This window comes from Citrobacter sp. RHBSTW-00887 (assembly GCF_013728095.1).
In the GTDB taxonomy this organism is placed as follows: Bacteria; Pseudomonadota; Gammaproteobacteria; order Enterobacterales; family Enterobacteriaceae; genus Citrobacter; species Citrobacter braakii.
Genome location: NZ_CP056267.1, coordinates 4,264,750 through 4,281,985 on the forward strand (window position 1 = coordinate 4,264,750; position 17,236 = coordinate 4,281,985).

Below are 17,236 nucleotides of genomic sequence, written 5' to 3' on the forward strand. Positions count from 1 at the left end.
TGCGTGGCCAGGCGATCCCATGCAAGATCGCCTAAAGTCATCGCTACACTACCACTACATTCCTTTGCGAAGAACAATTACCAGGTTTTACCAATGTTAAACTGGAACTGTTCCGCTTTGTCTCCATCGTACTTCTTGAACGGCTGGGCGTAGGAGAAAACCAACGGCCCCAATGGGGACATCCATTGTAAAGCGATACCCGCTGACATACGGATATTGTTCGGATCGCTGTAGTCCGGATAACCAGAGTACTTAGCTGAATCCCAGTTCGTATCCCAAACGGTACCCATATCCCAGAAGAATGAGGTACGGACCGAGTTGGCATACTTGTCGCTGATAAACGGCGTCGGGGTAATAAATTCCAGGCTGGCGACAGCCATGGCGTTACCGCCCACCGCATCATCCGATTTACACGGTGAAGTATTGGTGGCGTCACATTCGTTATCGTAATCGCTATCGTTGTTATAACGATTAGCCGGTAAATAGACAGCCTTTGGACCGATGGTGTTGGACTGGAAACCACGCACGGTGCTGGAACCACCCGCATAGAAGTTCTCGTAGAACGGCATCTCTTTGCTGCCGATGCCGTCACCATAGCCCCACTTCGTGCGACCCAGAACAACCCATTTGTGATCGTCATCGATCGGCACATAGGTCGCGGTATCCAACGTCGCTTTGTAGTATTCGTTGTCAGAACCCGGAATGGTTACTTTACCGTTCAGGTTGACACGCGTACCTTCCGTTGGGAAGTACCCACGGTCCAGCTTGTTATATGTCCACCCATAGTTGAAGGTGAAATCGTCTGATTTAAAGCTATCAGCGTCAGGATCCTTACCCATTGAAACCAGATAACGTTGCATTGCAACCTGTGGATCCATGTTAGACAAGGAGTTATGCACATAACCCACACCCGCACGCAAGGTGTTGTATTCGTTGATCGGGAAGCCGAGCGTTGCGTCAGTACCATAACTTTTGTTGGTATAGTCGGACAGGTCTGCATCATCCGCTTTAAAGTCATTGTAGAAAACGCGACCACCAAGGCTCACCCCATCAACGGTGAAATATGGGTTGGTGACAGACAACTCAGTATAGGTCTGATAGTCGTTTTTGGTGCCGTTGATCCCGACTGAATAACCGGTACCTAACCAGTTATCTTGCTGAACGCCAGCCTGGAAGCTCACGCCGCTTTCAGTACCGTAACCAACGCCGAAGTTAAAGCTACCGGTGTTACGCTCTTTAACCTTATAGACCACATCAACCTGATCCGGCCTACCCGGTACACGCTGAGTATCGGTATCGACAGTTTCAAAGTAACCCAGACGGTTCAGACGCTCTTTACCCTGATCAACCAGATCACTACCCAACCAGGCACCTTCCATCTGGCGCATTTCGCGACGCAGAACGGAATCTTTAGAGGTGTCGTTACCTTCAAAACGAATCTTACGCACGTAGAAACGGTTACCTGCATCTACGTTTACGCGTAATTTAACGGTTTTGTCGGCGTCGTTGATTTCAGGTTGCGACTGTACGCGCGGATAGGCATAGCCATAGCGACCCAGAAGCTTCTTGATATCATCTTCCATTTTGGTCACTTTGGTGCCGTTATAGAGTTCGCCTGGCTCGATTTTGGTCAGGGTCTCAATTTCGGCGGAGTGCCCAGCCAGGTTACCGCTCACCTGTACCCCTGAAAGCTTGTATTGATCGCCTTCAGTGATGTTAACGGTAATGTAGATACCTTTTTTATCCGGCGTCAGGCTAACCTGGGTGGAATCGATATTGAAGCGAGCATAACCGCGATCCAGATAGTAGCTGCGCAAGGTTTCAAGATCGCCCGCCAGTTTCTGTTTCTGGTATTTACGATCGCCCACCACGTTCCACCACGGCACTTCATCACGCAGTTGGAAGTGAGAGATCAGTTCGTCGGTCGAGAAAGCATGGTTGCCGACGATATTGATCTGTTGGATCTTCGCCGAAACGCCTTCCTGGAAGACCAGCTTGAGGTCAACGCGGTTACGCGGCAACGGCGTTACCACCGCTTTCACACTGGCGCTGTACTTACCGACGCTATAGTAGAAATCTTCCAGCCCTTTTTCGATATCGGCTAGCGTGGTGCGATCCAGAGACTCGCCAACACGCACACCAGAAGCCTCGAGGTTTTGCTTGAGCATGTCATCTTTCACCGATTTGTTACCGGAGAAAGTAATGCTGGCAATCGTCGGACGTTCTTTTACCTGAACCAGAAGGGTATCACCATCGCGCAGGACGCGGACATCCTCAAAGTTACCGGTGGCGAACAGAGCACGAATGGTATTACTGATGTCTTCATCATTAACCGTGTCGCCTGTGCGCACCGGCATACTGAGGAGAGCCGCACCAACGGCGACTCGCTGTAGGCCTTCGAAATGAATGTCCTTCACTACGAACCCTTCAGCACCGTATACGGTGGCGCTGCTAAACAGCAGCGACGCTATGAGCAACTTTTTCATCGCCATCGTTATTATGCGTTCTTCCTAACACTCTCTTACAACCGAGAGAAATCATTGAAAAGTGCAAGCCCCATTAACAACACCAGCAAGATAGAGCCAATGCGATAACTAAAGTCTTGAACCCGCTCGGATACCGGACCGCCCTTCAGCTTTTCAATCGCCAGGAACAGCAGATGCCCCCCGTCAAGAACGGGCAACGGAAACAGGTTGATTATCCCTAAGTTCACGCTGATAAGCGCAAGGAACATCAGGTAATAAATAACCCCGAACTCCGCTGACATCCCAGCCCCCTGGGCGATAGAAATCGGCCCACTGAGGTTGTTCAGTTTTACATCACCGGTAATCAATTTTCCCAGCATACTGACCGTCAGCTTCATCAACTGCCACGTTTTATCCGAGGCTTCGAGGATGGCGCTGAATGGCCCATACTGGCGTACAGTCTTATACTCATCAGGCAGAGGAATAACTTTAGGCACCACGCCCGCAAAACCCTCAGCCTTCCCGTTAACCTGTTTTGAATCTGGGATTAACGTTAAAGACAAGGAACTTCCTTGTCTTTCAATATCTAGCGCTAACGGCTTATCCGGATTATCGCGCACCAGCGTCACGAACGTCATCCATTGCGTCAGCGGCTGACCATTGACTTTAACGATCCTGTCGCCAGCTTGCAAACCCGCCTTACTTGCAGCGGAGTTTACCTGCACTTCTGACAGCACCGATTCAATCTGCGGACCGCGCGGGCGAATCCCTAAACTGGAAACAGGATCCTCTTTGTCTGGCTCAAATGCCCAATGGCGTAAATCCAGCGTTTTGTCCTGCCGCTGGTTGCTGCCAAACTGCGCCACGCTGAGAGTCGTATGTTCATCGCCAATTTTTGATACCAGTTGTAATCGCACGGCATCCCAATCAGGGGTTTCGATACCATCAACCGCTTTTAGTTCCGTACCCGGCTGAATTTGCGCCTGTGCGGCAATCGAGTTGGGTGTTATTTCACCAACAACCGGACGAACGCCAGGGACACCGATGATAAACACCAGCCAATACGCGAAAATAGCAAAAAGGAAGTTGGCAATCGGACCGGCGGCGATGATGGCTGCGCGTTGTCCAACCGTTTTATTGTTGAAAGCGTAATGGCGCAGCTCCGGTGCGACCGGTTCAGCGCGCTCATCCAGCATCTTGACGTAACCGCCGAGGGGAATCAGGGCGATGACGTATTCCGTACCTGATTTATCGGTACGCCGCCAAAGCGCTTTTCCAAAGCCAATGGAAAAGCGTTCGACGCGGACTCCGCAGCGCCGTGCAACCCAGAAATGACCAAATTCATGCACGGTGATAAGCACACCAAGTGCAACGATGAATGCAGCCAGATTCCAGAGAATACTCAGCATAAGACCATCCGTTAGAGCGTCCTGAATACCAGTAACAACAGGCAGGCAAAGACCGGTACCGCAGCCGTCAGGCTATCAATACGATCCAAAATACCGCCGTGTCCTGGTATTAAGTGACCACTGTCCTTAATACCTGCTTCACGCTTAAACATACTCTCGGTCAGGTCACCCAGCACGGAGGCCAGGGCTGCTACGATGGAGCAAATAAGCAAGGTGACAGGCGCAACCTCAAGATTCGCCCACATGCCATAACCCCATGAGATCACGGCCGCAGTGGCGAGTCCGCCAATAAAACCCTGCCAGGTTTTACCAGGAGAAACCTTCGGCGCCAGCTTATGTTTGCCAAATAGCTTACCAAACATATAGGCACCCGAGTCCGCTCCCCAGACGAGGATCATGACATACAGCAGCCATAACGCGCCACTATAATGATTCTCATCATAGTGCCATGCACGTAGCGCCAGCATTCCCCAAAAGAAAGGGACTATGGTTAACACGCCGAAAATTATGCGTAATGTTTTGGAATTACGCCAGACCGACGCAGAGCCGGGATAAAACAGCACCAGTAACAGCGCCACGCCCCACCAGCCCAGCGACGCCCACAGCGATACTTCAACCAGCGGCTGATGAATATTGCGATGGTATTCCGGCAACAAAAATAGCATCAGTGCCAGCAATAGCCCGCACAAAACAGCCAGCCAGACTCGCTGCGTACGCGTGGTAAAACCGCTTAACTGTCCCCATTCCCAGGCGGCCAGCATACAGACGGCCAGCGTAACAATGGCGAACCCCACCGGCGGCAGCAAAAACAGCGCCGCGATGACAACGGGTATTAAAACAAAAGCAGAAATCAGGCGATACTTCAGCAAAAGCGACCCCCATCAGGCTTTTTCATCACCGGGCTCGGTGCCGCCGAAACGACGCTCACGATTAGCAAAGGCATGCAGCGCACCTTCAAAGTCTTGTTCATCGAAATCGGGCCAGAGAACATCCGTAAAGTAAAGTTCGGCATAAGCAATTTGCCACAACAGAAAATTACTAATTCGATGCTCTCCCCCAGTCCTTATCACTAAATCCACAGGAGCCAGTTCATGCATACAAATTTGCTGCCCCAGCATCTCTTCATCGATTTGCTCTGGACGCAGCAGACCATCCTGCACCTGTTGTGCCAGTTGTCTGACTCCCTGGACTATATCCCACCGTCCACCGTAATTCGCTGCAATATTTAGCGTCAACCCGGTATTCTGGGCGGTAATCGCTTCTGATTTGCGAATCCGTTCTTGCAAACGTGAGTTAAATCGACTGATATCCCCGATAATACGCAGACGTACGTTATGGCGGTGCAGGTTTTTCACTTCGCTATCAAGCGCCCACACAAACAGCTCCATTAACGCGCTCACTTCCTGCGCAGGTCGGTTCCAGTTCTCACTGCTAAAGGCATACAGCGTTAACGCATCAATACCGTTATTGGCAGCAAAAGAGACAGCCCGGCGGACGGACTTTGCTCCGGCCTTATGTCCAAAGGCGCGAATCTTCCCTTGCTTTTTCGCCCAGCGGCCATTGCCATCCATGATAATTGCTACATGGCGACAACCATGTGCTGGCAAATTTTCGCTTAATGGTTTAGTTGCAGACAACATAACGCGTTTTTAGTCCCTGAAAGGATTATACGGTACTCAGGAATACTGAAGCCTTTTGCGCTTCATCCTTCAGGCTGCTCCTTCGTCGGCTGTGATCTTCGCCCAAGTCACATACTCTTTGTATGCTCCAGGGGACTAATCCACTTGCCACCTTGATGCAACCTGAATGATTTTGTGCATCCACAAAAAAGCCGTGTCAAACCACGGCTTACCCGACCGAAAAAAAACAAATACCCGCGATCGAGTGGCGCAGACTATATCACTGAAGCCCAACGCTAACAAATAGCGCGATTCTCCGAGGAGGGATTATCATCAGCTTGAGCGTCGCATCACTTCTTTTCTGGCGACTTCCCGCGCGATAGCATCAACCTTCAGCACGTCATCAACGCTCTGTGGCTCCTGCAAATCCATCTTATCCAGTACGGATAAATTCAGGTCAGCAATATCGGTAAATCGGATCTGCTGCGCCAGGAATGCGGCAACGGTAATTTCATTCGCTGCGTTCAAAGCGGTCGTCGCCGCCTGCCCTTGCTCAAACGCGTCCATCGCCAGTTTCAGGCATGGATAACGCTGGTAATCAGGTGCGGAAAACGTCAACGCACTGAGCTTGCAAAAGTCGACAGGCTTAACGCCGGACGTCACTCGTTCTGGCCATGCCATCGTATGAGCAATAGGTGTACGCATATCAGGTTCCCCCAACTGCGCCAGAACGCTACCATCCTGATAACGAACCATCGAATGAATAACCGACTGCGGGTGAATCAGCACTTCCATCTGGCTTGCATTGGCATTAAATAACCAACGCGCTTCAATGTATTCCAGACCTTTATTCATCATGGTGGCTGAATCGACAGAGATTTTTCGTCCCATCGACCAATTCGGATGACGACATGCCTGATCGGGGGTCCTAGAAACCAGATCGCGCAATGGCGTTTCACGGAAAGGGCCACCAGACCCGGTAAGCAAAACTGATATGACGCCATTTTGCTCAAGGTCAGCGTATCCCAGATTGTGTTGGATAGGTTGCGGTAAACTCTGAAAAATCGCGTTATGTTCGCTATCTACCGGCAAAAGCTGTGCTTTGTGGCGTTGCACGTCGTCCATAAACAGACGCCCGCAGGTCACCAGAGACTCTTTATTCGCCAGCAAAATGCTTTTGCCCGCGCGGATTGCCGCCAGCGTCGGTAGCAAGCCCGCCGCGCCGACAATCGCCGCCATAACCTGATCAACATCATCCAGCGCAGCCATATCACAGGCAGCCTGCTGCCCGCTCATAACCTCAGTACGACTGCCCTGCTCCAGCAGAGCTGCTTTTACCAACGCAGCGCTTTTTTCATCGTCCATTACCGCATAGCGAGGAGAAAATTCCAGACATTGCTCAACCATACGGACGACATTTTTACCCGCCACCAACGCAGCAACACGAAATTTTTCCGGGTTATGGCGTACTACATCCAGCGTACTGCAACCAATGGAACCGGTTGATCCCAGGATGGTTAATTGCTTCATCAGACATCCAGAAGAATTTTACTCGTCATACTTCAAGTTGCATGTACGTTGGCTCTCCTCGTTCACCCCTGTCACGCACGGGTGTACGCTCCCGGGGATGCCCTGCGTCGCCGCCTTCCTGCAACTCGAATTATTTAGAGTATATAGACAGAAAAAAGCAAAACGCCGCCATCCAGCCTTCTCAGGCCTTCTAAGCGGCGTTTTTAGCGTACAGGCGAATCAGAACTGCATCAGTTCCGTTTCTTTCTCTGCCAGCGCCGCATCAACTTTCTTGATAGCTGCGTCAGTCAGTTTCTGTACGTCGTCCTGAGAACGGCGATCGTCATCTTCGCTGATCTCTTTTTCTTTCAACAACGCTTTCACTTTGTCGTTGGCATCACGGCGTACGTTACGTACGGCAACGCGCGCGCCTTCAGCTTCGCCACGCACGATCTTAGTCAGATCTTTACGACGTTCTTCAGTCAGCGGCGGCAGCGGAACGCGGATGTCGGAACCCGCAGAACTTGGATTCAGACCGAGGTCGGAAGCCATAATTGCTTTCTCAACGGCTGGCCCCATAGAACGGTCAAACACGTTGATTTTCAGGGTACGGGAATCTTCAACCGTTACGCTTGCCAGCTGGCGCAGCGGGGTCGGTGTGCCGTAATATTCCACGACAATACCATCCAGCAGGCTAGGAGAAGCACGGCCCGTGCGAATTTTGCTGATTTGGTTTTTGAACGCTTCGACGCATTTGTCCATGCGTACTTCAGCATCTTTTCTGATATCGTTGATCACGTTACGAATCCTTGAAAGCTTGTTTCAGTCAGACCATACCCACCACGCAAGATGTGACAAGTATAGTCTTGATTAATTTTGAGGGACGTATCCCGCGACATTAAAGCGGAATATTACCTGCATTTAGCCGCAACGGGAATTATTCCGTGATTAACGTGCCTTCTTTTTCACCCATAACAACACGGCGCAGCGCACCCGGTTTGTTCATGTTAAAGACACGAATCGGTAATTTGTGGTCACGAGCCAGCGTAAACGCCGCAAGATCCATCACTTTCAGCTCTTTATCCAGTACTTCAGCATAGGTCAACTGTTCGTACATAGTCGCCGTTGGATCTTTAGCCGGGTCAGCCGTAAATACGCCATCGACTTTGGTGGCTTTCAGTACCACATCCGCTTCAATTTCAATACCACGCAGGCAAGCCGCAGAGTCGGTAGTGAAGAACGGATTGCCAGTACCCGCAGACAAAATAACAACGCGGTTGTTACGCAGCAGGCTGATTGCTTCCGCCCAACTGTAGTTATCACACACGCCATTCAGAGGAATTGCGGACATCAAGCGAGCGTTCACATAGGCGCGGTGAAGCGCATCGCGCATCGCCAGACCGTTCATGACGGTGGCTAACATGCCCATGTGGTCGCCCACAACGCGGTTCATCCCTGCTTTCGCCAGACCAGCGCCACGGAACAGGTTACCACCACCAATCACTACGCCAACCTGGATACCCAGCTCAACCAGCTCTTTGATTTCCTGAGCCATACGGTCAAGGATGCTTGCATCAATACCGAAGCCTTCTGAACCTTGCAGAGCTTCGCCACTTAACTTAAGCAGAATACGTTTGTAGACGGGTTTTGCATTGGTAGCCATGTTTCTTTCCTGAGACTGTCAACGAATGAGATGAATTAATTCCGGCGACATTGTATGTCGCTTTTCAGCATGACCACTATAGCGGTTCGCTGAATTTACAAGCCAGACACAAAAAGAAGCCGCCCTCAGGCGGCTCCTTTAAAAATTAAGACTGCTTGGACATCGCAGCAACTTCTGCTGCAAAGTCAGTCTCAACTTTCTCGATACCTTCACCCACTTCAAAGCGGATGAAGCCTGTTACATCAGCGTTGTGCTCTTTCAGCAACTGACCAACAGATTTGCTCGGCTCCATAACGAAAGGCTGACCAGTCAGAGAAACTTCGCCGGTGAATTTCTTCATACGGCCTTCAACCATTTTCTCTGCGATTTCTTTCGGCTTACCAGACTGCATCGCGATGTCCAGTTGAACCTGGTATTCTTTCTCTACCACTTCAGCAGAAACGTCTTCCGGCTTAACGAATTCTGGCTTGCTTGCAGCAACGTGCATTGCCAGCTGTTTAACCAGCTCTTCGTCAGCGCCAGTTGCAGCAACCAGAACACCGATACGAGCACCGTGCTGGTAGTTACCCAAAACTTCGCCTTCCAGGGAAGCAACGCGACGGATGTTGATGTTCTCACCGATTTTAGCAACCAGAGCAACACGTTCTTCTTCGAACTGCGCTTTCAGAACTTCAACGTCAGTGATTTTGCCAGCAACGGCAGCGTCCAGTACTTTGTCAGCAAATGCCTGGAAACCAGCATCTTTAGCAACGAAGTCAGTCTGGCAGTTAACTTCCAGAATGAAAGCGATGTTGCCGTCGATTTTGGTTTTGATTACGCCGTCAGCAGCAACGTTGCCTGCTTTTTTCGCCGCTTTGATTGCGCCGGACTTACGCATGTTTTCGATTGCCAGCTCGATGTCGCCATTAGCTTCAGTCAGTGCTTTTTTGCAATCCATCATGCCTGCGCCAGTACGCTCACGCAGCTCTTTTACCAGGGATGCGGTAATTTCAGCCATTCTAAAATCCTCGGAAGATTTGATCTGCCCGGCATGAAACCGCACAGATTTAAAAGTGAAAAAGGGGCCTAAAGGGCCCCTAACCAAACGTGATACTACCTGGTTTATAAGGGGGCTCGAACGAGCGTGCCTTATTATTCAGCTTCTACGAAGCTTTCTTCCGCCTGGGAAGCCAGATCCTGAGAACGGCCTTCACGAACGGTAGTAGCTACAGCGCCCAGGTACAGGGTCACAGCACGGATTGCGTCGTCGTTACCCGGGATAACGAAGTCAACACCGTCCGGATCAGAGTTGGTATCAACGATAGCAAATACTGGGATACCCAGGTTGTTTGCTTCTTTGATAGCAATGTGCTCGTGGTCAGCATCGATTACGAACAGAGCGTCCGGCAGACCGCCCATGTCTTTGATACCGCCCAGGCTGTTTTCCAGTTTCTCAAGCTCACGAGTACGCATCAGCGCTTCTTTCTTGGTCAGCTTTTCGAAAGTACCGTCCTGAGACTGAGTTTCCAGATCTTTCAGACGTTTGATGGACTGACGAACGGTTTTCCAGTTAGTCAGCATGCCGCCCAACCAGCGATGGTTCACGAAGAACTGGTCGCAGTTGTTAGCAGCTTCTTTCACCGCTTCGCTTGCAGCGCGTTTAGTACCAACGAAAAGGATTTTACCTTTACGAGCAGAGATCTTGTTCAGTTCAGCCAGAGCTTCGTTGAACATCGGTACAGTTTTCTCAAGGTTGATGATGTGAACTTTGTTACGCGCACCGAAGATGAACGGCTTCATTTTCGGGTTCCAGTAACGGGTCTGGTGACCGAAGTGAACACCAGCCTTGAGCATGTCGCGCATGGAAACAGTTGCCATGATTAAAACCTCTATATATAAAAGTTGGGGTTAAGCCTCCACGCATCCCATATTACCGACCCCAAAGGGCACCCCGGAATATGTGCCGATACGTGTGTGTTGTTACACAAAGTGAGATTTGTCGCTCCCGTCCATCGTGTGTAGTCTTCAAATGGATCGGAAGTCCGGCGCGCTTTATACCACAAATACGCTACCGACACCAATAATTGTTGGCGGTGCGTGCTGAATGAACGATGAATTTCGTGTTACAGGGAGGCAGCCAATTTTTTGCATCTCCGGGCGCTTACATGCAGTGAGCGACTGGAGTGAAAAATTTCAGCCAACACACCTGTGGCACGAAAGGCGAAGTTCAGAATGATTCTCAATTTGGCAGCATGTATGCCGGACTGATACCATTGGCACCACTTAAACAATTATTGCCGATATCATCGGCACTGATGGACAGAATTCATGGCTATCTCAATCAAGACCCCTGAAGAAATCGAAAAAATGCGCATCGCTGGCCGTCTGGCCGCCGATGTACTGGAAATGATCGAACCGTTTGTTAAGCCAGGCGTCAGCACCGGCGAACTGGATCGCATCTGTAATGACTACATCGTGAATGAGCAGCAGGCCATTTCCGCCTGCCTGGGCTATCACGGTTATCCGAAGTCCGTGTGCATCTCTATTAATGAAGTGGTGTGCCATGGGATCCCGGACGACGCCAAGCTCCTGAAAGACGGCGATATCGTCAACATCGACGTAACCGTGATTAAAGACGAGTTCCACGGTGATACCTCGAAAATGTTCATCGTCGGCAAACCAACCATTCTGGGCGAGCGTTTGTGCCGCGTCACGCAGGAAAGCCTGTATCTGGCGCTGCGGATGGTAAAACCGGGTATTCGCCTGCGCACGCTGGGCGCTGCGATTCAAAAATACGCGGAAGGCGAAGGCTTCTCTGTGGTCCGTGAATATTGCGGTCACGGCATCGGTCGCGGCTTCCATGAAGAGCCGCAGGTTCTGCACTACGATGCAGACGACGGCGGTGTGGTACTGCAGCCGGGCATGACCTTCACCGTAGAACCCATGCTGAATGCCGGTGATTACCGCATCCGCACCATGAAAGACGGATGGACGGTGAAAACTAAAGATCGGAGCTTGTCTGCTCAGTACGAGCATACTATTGTGGTGACGGAAAAAGGCTGTGAAATTCTGACATTACGCAAGGATGACACCATCCCGGCGATCATCACACACGACGAATAATGTTTTGCCTGATGGCGATGCACCCGCATCTTATCAGGCCTACAAATTGTACTACTTCGTAGGCCGGGTAAGGCGTTCACGCCGTCATCCGGCTTTTTTAATGGGTGGCGCATAATGAATACTCTTCCTGAACAACACGCAAATACTGCCCTCCCCACCCTGCCAGGCCAACCGCAGAACCCCGGAACCTGGCCGCAGCAAGATCTCAATTGCCCCGGCATTAAAGCGCATATCGACACTTTCCAGCACTGGTTAGGTGACGCGTTTGACAGCGGGATTTCCGCAGAGCAGCTGATTGAGGCCCGCACCGAGTTTATTGACCAGTTACTGCAACGTCTGTGGATTGAAGCCGGTTTCGGTCAAATTGCCGACCTGGCGCTAGTTGCCGTTGGCGGTTACGGGCGCGGCGAACTGCATCCGCTTTCCGATATTGACCTGCTGATCCTGAGTCGTAAAAAGCTACCAGACGCGCAGGCCGAAAAAGTTGGCGAACTGTTAACGCTGCTATGGGACGTGAGGCTCGAGGTTGGGCACAGCGTGCGCACGCTGGAAGAGTGTCTGCTGGAAGGATTGTCAGATTTAACCGTCGCCACCAACCTGATTGAAACACGCCTGCTGATTGGTGATGTGGCGCTGTTTCTTGAGCTACAAAAGCATATTTTTAGCGAAGGTTTCTGGCCATCCGATAAGTTTTACGCAGCCAAAGTTGAAGAGCAGAATCAGCGCCACCAGCGCTATCACGGCACCAGCTACAACCTGGAGCCGGATATCAAAAGTAGTCCCGGCGGCCTGCGCGATATTCATACCCTGCAATGGGTGGCCCGCCGCCATTTTGGCGCCACCTCACTGGATGAAATGGTCGGTTTCGGCTTTTTGACGCAGGCAGAACGTGCCGAGCTGAATGAATGTTTGCATATCCTGTGGCGCATTCGCTTTGCCCTGCATCTGGTCGTTAGTCGTTACGACAACCGTCTGCTGTTTGATCGTCAGCTCAGCGTGGCGCAACGCCTGAACTACGGCGGTGAAGGCAACGAGCCTATCGAGCGGATGATGAAAGACTATTTCCGCGTCACACGACGGGTCAGCGAACTGAACCACATGCTGTTGCAACTGTTCGACGAGGCGATCCTCGCCCTGCCCGCCGATGAAAAACCACGTCCGATTGATGACGACTTTCAACTGCGCGGCACGTTGATTGATCTGCGCGACGACGACCTGTTTATTCGCAAACCCGAAGCGATATTGCGGATGTTTTACATCATGGTGCGTAATAGCGCGATCAGCGGAATTTACTCCACTACGCTGCGCCATTTGCGTCATGCCCGCCGTCATTTAACGCAGCCGCTGTGCTACATCCCGGAAGCGCGTTCGCTGTTTCTCAGTATGTTGCGCCATCCGGGCGCGGTGAGTCGCGGCCTGCTGCCTATGCATCGCCACAGCGTGTTGTGGGCCTATATGCCGCAATGGTCGCATATTGTCGGCCAAATGCAGTTTGACCTGTTTCATGCATATACGGTGGATGAACACACTATTCGCGTAATGCTTAAGCTGGAAAGTTTTGCTAACGAAGAGACCCGTCAGCGCCATCCGCTGTGCGTGGATCTGTGGCCGCGTCTGCGACAGCCGGAGCTGATTCTGATTGCCGCGCTGTTCCACGATATCGCCAAAGGTCGCGGCGGCGATCACTCGGTTCTCGGCGCCCAGGATGTGCTCAAATTCGCCGAACTGCACGGTCTGAACTCCCGCGAAACGCAACTGATCGTGTGGCTGGTGCGCCAGCATTTGCTGATGTCGGTTACCGCTCAACGCCGCGATATTCAGGATCCCGAAGTCATTAAGCAATTCGCCGAAGAGGTGCAAACGGAACATCGTCTGCGCTTTTTGGTGTGCCTGACCGTCGCAGATATTTGCGCCACCAACGAAACGCTGTGGAATAGCTGGAAGCAAAGCCTGCTGCGCGAGCTGTACTTCGCGACGGAAAAACAGTTACGCCGCGGGATGCAAAACACGCCGGATATGCGTGAGCGCGTACGCCATCATCAGCTTCAGGCGCTGGCGCTACTGCGCATGGACAACATTGATGAAGAAGCGCTACACCATATCTGGTCGCGCTGTCGCGCCAACTATTTCGTACGTCACAGCCCAAATCAGCTGGCCTGGCATGCACGTCATCTGCTGCAACACGATCTCAGCAAGCCGCTGATCCTGCTCAGCCCGCAGGCCACGCGAGGCGGGACGGAAATTTTCATCTGGAGCCCTGACCGCCCTTATCTGTTTGCTGCCGTCTGCGCCGAACTGGACAGGCGCAACCTTAGCGTCCACGATGCGCAGATTTTCACCACCCGCGATGGGATGGCGATGGATACGTTCATTGTGCTGGAACCAGACGGTAGCCCGCTGTCGTCAGACCGACACGAAGCGATCCGTTTTGGGCTTGAACAGGCGATCACCCAGCGTAGCTGGCAGCCGCCGCAACCGCGTCGCCAGCCGGCAAAATTACGTCACTTTACCGTCGATACCGAGGTCACTTTTCTGCCGACCCATACCGACCGAAAATCATTTCTTGAGCTTATCGCTCTCGACCAGCCAGGACTGCTGGCGCGGGTCGGGCAGATTTTTGCCGATCTGGGAATTTCGCTGCATGGCGCCCGAATTACAACTATTGGCGAGCGAGTAGAAGATTTATTCATAATCGCCACCGCCGACCGGCGCGCCCTTAATAATGAGCTGCAGCAGGAAGTGCATCAACGGTTGACAGAGGCCCTCAATCCAAACGATAAAGGGTAATGTTTTTATTTATTATGGAAAGAGTTTAACAATGCAGCAGTTACAGAACGTTATTGAGTCCGCTTTCGAGCGCCGTGCCGACATTACTCCGGCAAATGTAGATACCGTAACCCGCGAAGCGGTGAATCAGGTTATTTCTTTACTGGATTCCGGTGCACTGCGCGTCGCAGAAAAGATTGAGGGTCAGTGGGTCACGCATCAGTGGCTGAAAAAGGCGGTCCTGCTCTCTTTCCGTATTAACGATAATCAGGTTATCGAAGGTGCGGAAAGCCGTTACTTCGATAAAGTGCCGATGAAATTCGCCAACTACGACGAAGCGCGCTTCCAGAAAGAAGGTTTCCGCGTGGTTCCGCCTGCGGCAGTGCGTCAGGGCGCGTTTATCGCCCGTAACACCGTGCTGATGCCGTCTTACGTGAACATCGGCGCTTATGTTGATGAAGGTACGATGGTTGATACCTGGGCGACCGTGGGTTCCTGTGCGCAAATCGGTAAGAACGTACACCTGTCCGGTGGCGTTGGTATTGGTGGCGTACTGGAACCGTTGCAGGCTAACCCGACCATCATCGAAGACAACTGCTTCATCGGCGCGCGCTCTGAAGTGGTTGAAGGCGTGATCGTCGAAGAAGGCTCTGTCATTTCCATGGGTGTGTATATCGGCCAGAGCACCCGTATTTACGATCGCGAAACCGGCGAAGTGCATTACGGCCGCGTTCCAGCGGGCTCCGTGGTCGTCTCCGGCAACCTGCCGTCGAAAGATGGCAAATACAGCCTGTACTGCGCGGTGATTGTGAAGAAAGTCGATGCCAAAACGCGTGGCAAAGTGGGAATCAACGAACTGTTACGCACCATCGACTAACAGCGATTTGAAAAAGCGGGCTTAGCCCGCTTTTTTTACATCTGCGAGTGGCATAAACAAGGCTTTTCGTTAATTATTCAATGGTTATAGTGAGCTTAAGGGTACCGCTATGTATGACAATCTGAAAAGTCTGGGCATTACTAATCCTGAAGAGATCGATCGTTACAGCCTGCGGCAAGAAGCCAACAACGATATCCTGAAAATCTATTTCCAGAAGGATAAAGGCGAGTTTTTTGCCAAGAGCGTGAAGTTCAAATATCCCCGTCAGCGTAAAACGGTTGTCGCCGATGGCGTCGGCCAGGGTTACAAAGAAGTGCAGGAGATCAGTCCCAACCTGCGCTACGTGATCGACGAACTGGATCAGATCTGCCAGCGAGATCGCAGCGAAGTCGATCTTAAACGCAAGATCCTCGATGATTTACGTCATCTGGAAAGCGTCGTGACCAACAAGATCAGCGAGATTGAAGCCGATCTGGAAAAACTGACGCGCAAATAAGTAGATTGTTGCCTGATAGCGCTACGCTTATCAGGCAATTAATCAATGCTGCTCATCCAGCTGCAACGCCACATACAGCAGCAGTCGATCGTCAAAATTCCCCAGATCCAGCCCGGTCAGCTCTGAGATACGGTTCAGGCGATACTCCAGCGTATTGCGGTGAATAAACAATGCTTTTGAGGTCGCTAGCGGCTGAACGTTATGTCGAAACCATGCTGATAATGTTCGACGCAGCAAACCGTTGTTATCCATCGCTTTCAGCCTTACCAGCGGGCGCGCCAGCTCATTGGCCTGCCAGCCGCCGCGCAGGCTGTCCAGCAGCACCGGCAGCATCAAGTCCTGATAGAAATAGCTCCGGCTTTCCGGCATCCGCTGCTTGCCGACCATCATGGTGGTGCGCGCCGTACGATACGAACGGGCAATGCTGCCGGGCCCGGTAAAATAGTTGCCCAGCGACACGCGAAAACGCAGTTGTCCATTCTCTTTCATGCGGGCAATCAGTTGCTCAACGCGCTTGCGATGATCTTCAGCGTCCCAGCGGCCAAACTGATTGAGCGCTGGTTTCAGCACCACCATCTCGGTCAGAGAAACAATCGCAATCAGATTATTACGTTCGGGTGTAGTCAACGCGTTCTGCAATTGCTGTAGCTCCGCCATCGCACTATCAACGCCAAGCTGACCGCTGTCGACCTCCACTACCGCCACCACACGCGGCTGGTTCAAATCAATGCCCAATCGCTGTGCCCATTCCATCAGCGCCGGGGTATTCTCTTCAGCCTGAATCAGGTTCATCACCAGCTCTTCACGCAGACGGCTATCCTGCGCTAACAGATGCATCAGACGCGACTGTTCCAGCATCATTTCGGCGGTCATGCACACCAGTTCGCCATACTTGCGCAGATGTTCCGGCTCGCCGGTAAGACCGATAACGCCAACGATTTCGCCTTCCAGACGCAGCGGCAGGTTTATCCCCTGACGCACACCGTGTAAATGCCGGGCTACCGCATCGTCAATATCGACCACCCGACCTTGTGAAAGCACCAGCAGCGCGCCTTCGTGCAATTCACCAATTCGTTCGCGATCGCCGCTGCCAATGATCCGCCCGCGGGCATCCATTACGTTGATATTGGTATCAATGATGCGCATGGTTCGCGCTACAATATCCTGCGCCATTTTGGTATCAAGATGCCAGCCAGCCATAAACCCCTCCTGTGAGCAGAGCTCAAGCATAGGGAAGATAATAAGCGGCGGCATTGTGCAACTGCACAAAGCGAGAGGGAGAAGTATGGAGTTGTGGGAAGTATCACAAAAAGAAACCCCTTCCTGTGCA

The 17,236-nt window shown here is 51.8% G+C and carries 14 protein-coding genes; 4 read left to right on the forward strand and 10 right to left on the reverse strand.

Going from position 1 to position 17,236, the window contains the following annotated elements; genetic code table 11:
* Nucleotides 1-77: 77 nt before the first annotated feature.
* The 9 genes from bamA to rpsB all read right to left on the reverse strand — a co-directional run bounded on the left by bamA (nucleotide 78) and on the right by rpsB (nucleotide 10,522).
* A complete protein-coding gene (bamA, locus tag HV314_RS20475) occupies nucleotides 78-2,492 on the reverse strand; it encodes an outer membrane protein assembly factor BamA (protein WP_151222945.1) in 2,415 nt (804 codons plus the stop codon).
* A gap of 29 nt (nucleotides 2,493-2,521) precedes the next feature.
* Nucleotides 2,522-3,874, reverse strand: a complete 1,353-nt coding sequence (gene rseP, locus HV314_RS20480) for a sigma E protease regulator RseP (protein ID WP_181546566.1) — start codon at nucleotides 3,872-3,874, stop codon at nucleotides 2,522-2,524.
* An 11-nt stretch (nucleotides 3,875-3,885) separates the two neighbouring features.
* The gene (gene cdsA, locus HV314_RS20485) at nucleotides 3,886-4,743 is read right to left on the reverse strand and encodes a phosphatidate cytidylyltransferase (protein WP_181546264.1); all 858 of its coding nucleotides are present in this window, start codon (nucleotides 4,741-4,743) and stop codon (nucleotides 3,886-3,888) included.
* 12 nt (nucleotides 4,744-4,755) lie between these two features.
* Nucleotides 4,756-5,514, reverse strand: a complete 759-nt coding sequence (ispU, locus tag HV314_RS20490) for a (2E,6E)-farnesyl-diphosphate-specific ditrans,polycis-undecaprenyl-diphosphate synthase (protein WP_003018543.1) — start codon at nucleotides 5,512-5,514, stop codon at nucleotides 4,756-4,758.
* 312 nt (nucleotides 5,515-5,826) lie between these two features.
* Complete coding sequence (gene ispC / locus HV314_RS20495; protein WP_151222946.1) at nucleotides 5,827-7,023, reverse strand: 1-deoxy-D-xylulose-5-phosphate reductoisomerase; 1,197 nt, start codon at nucleotides 7,021-7,023, stop codon at nucleotides 5,827-5,829.
* A 219-nt stretch (nucleotides 7,024-7,242) separates the two neighbouring features.
* A complete protein-coding gene (gene frr / locus HV314_RS20500) occupies nucleotides 7,243-7,800 on the reverse strand; it encodes a ribosome recycling factor (RefSeq protein ID WP_016151760.1) in 558 nt (185 codons plus the stop codon).
* 139 nt (nucleotides 7,801-7,939) lie between these two features.
* Entirely contained in the window at nucleotides 7,940-8,665 is a 726-nt protein-coding gene (gene pyrH, locus HV314_RS20505) for a UMP kinase (protein WP_005132114.1), read from the reverse strand.
* A gap of 145 nt (nucleotides 8,666-8,810) precedes the next feature.
* Nucleotides 8,811-9,662, reverse strand: a complete 852-nt coding sequence (gene tsf / locus HV314_RS20510) for a translation elongation factor Ts (RefSeq protein ID WP_003018551.1) — start codon at nucleotides 9,660-9,662, stop codon at nucleotides 8,811-8,813.
* 134 nt (nucleotides 9,663-9,796) lie between these two features.
* Complete coding sequence (gene rpsB / locus HV314_RS20515) at nucleotides 9,797-10,522, reverse strand: 30S ribosomal protein S2 (RefSeq protein ID WP_016151758.1); 726 nt, start codon at nucleotides 10,520-10,522, stop codon at nucleotides 9,797-9,799.
* Nucleotides 10,523-10,972: 450 nt separating this feature from the next.
* Between rpsB and map the strand changes: the two genes are divergently transcribed.
* From map to HV314_RS20535, 4 genes are all read left to right on the forward strand, one after another.
* Nucleotides 10,973-11,767, forward strand: a complete 795-nt coding sequence (map, locus tag HV314_RS20520) for a type I methionyl aminopeptidase (protein ID WP_016155726.1) — start codon at nucleotides 10,973-10,975, stop codon at nucleotides 11,765-11,767.
* Between the two features lie 114 nt (nucleotides 11,768-11,881).
* Entirely contained in the window at nucleotides 11,882-14,554 is a 2,673-nt protein-coding gene (gene glnD / locus HV314_RS20525) for a bifunctional uridylyltransferase/uridylyl-removing protein GlnD (RefSeq protein WP_046275347.1), read from the forward strand.
* Between the two features lie 31 nt (nucleotides 14,555-14,585).
* Nucleotides 14,586-15,410, forward strand: a complete 825-nt coding sequence (gene dapD / locus HV314_RS20530) for a 2,3,4,5-tetrahydropyridine-2,6-dicarboxylate N-succinyltransferase (RefSeq protein WP_003829186.1) — start codon at nucleotides 14,586-14,588, stop codon at nucleotides 15,408-15,410.
* 109 nt (nucleotides 15,411-15,519) lie between these two features.
* On the forward strand, nucleotides 15,520-15,906 hold the full coding sequence (locus HV314_RS20535; RefSeq protein WP_003018562.1) for a DUF3461 family protein: 387 nt from the start codon (nucleotides 15,520-15,522) through the stop codon (nucleotides 15,904-15,906).
* 42 nt (nucleotides 15,907-15,948) lie between these two features.
* On the opposite strand, the gene cdaR is transcribed toward HV314_RS20535, so the two are convergent.
* Entirely contained in the window at nucleotides 15,949-17,106 is a 1,158-nt protein-coding gene (gene cdaR / locus HV314_RS20540; RefSeq protein WP_016151755.1) for a DNA-binding transcriptional regulator CdaR, read from the reverse strand.
* Between the last annotated feature and the right edge of the window lie 130 nt (nucleotides 17,107-17,236).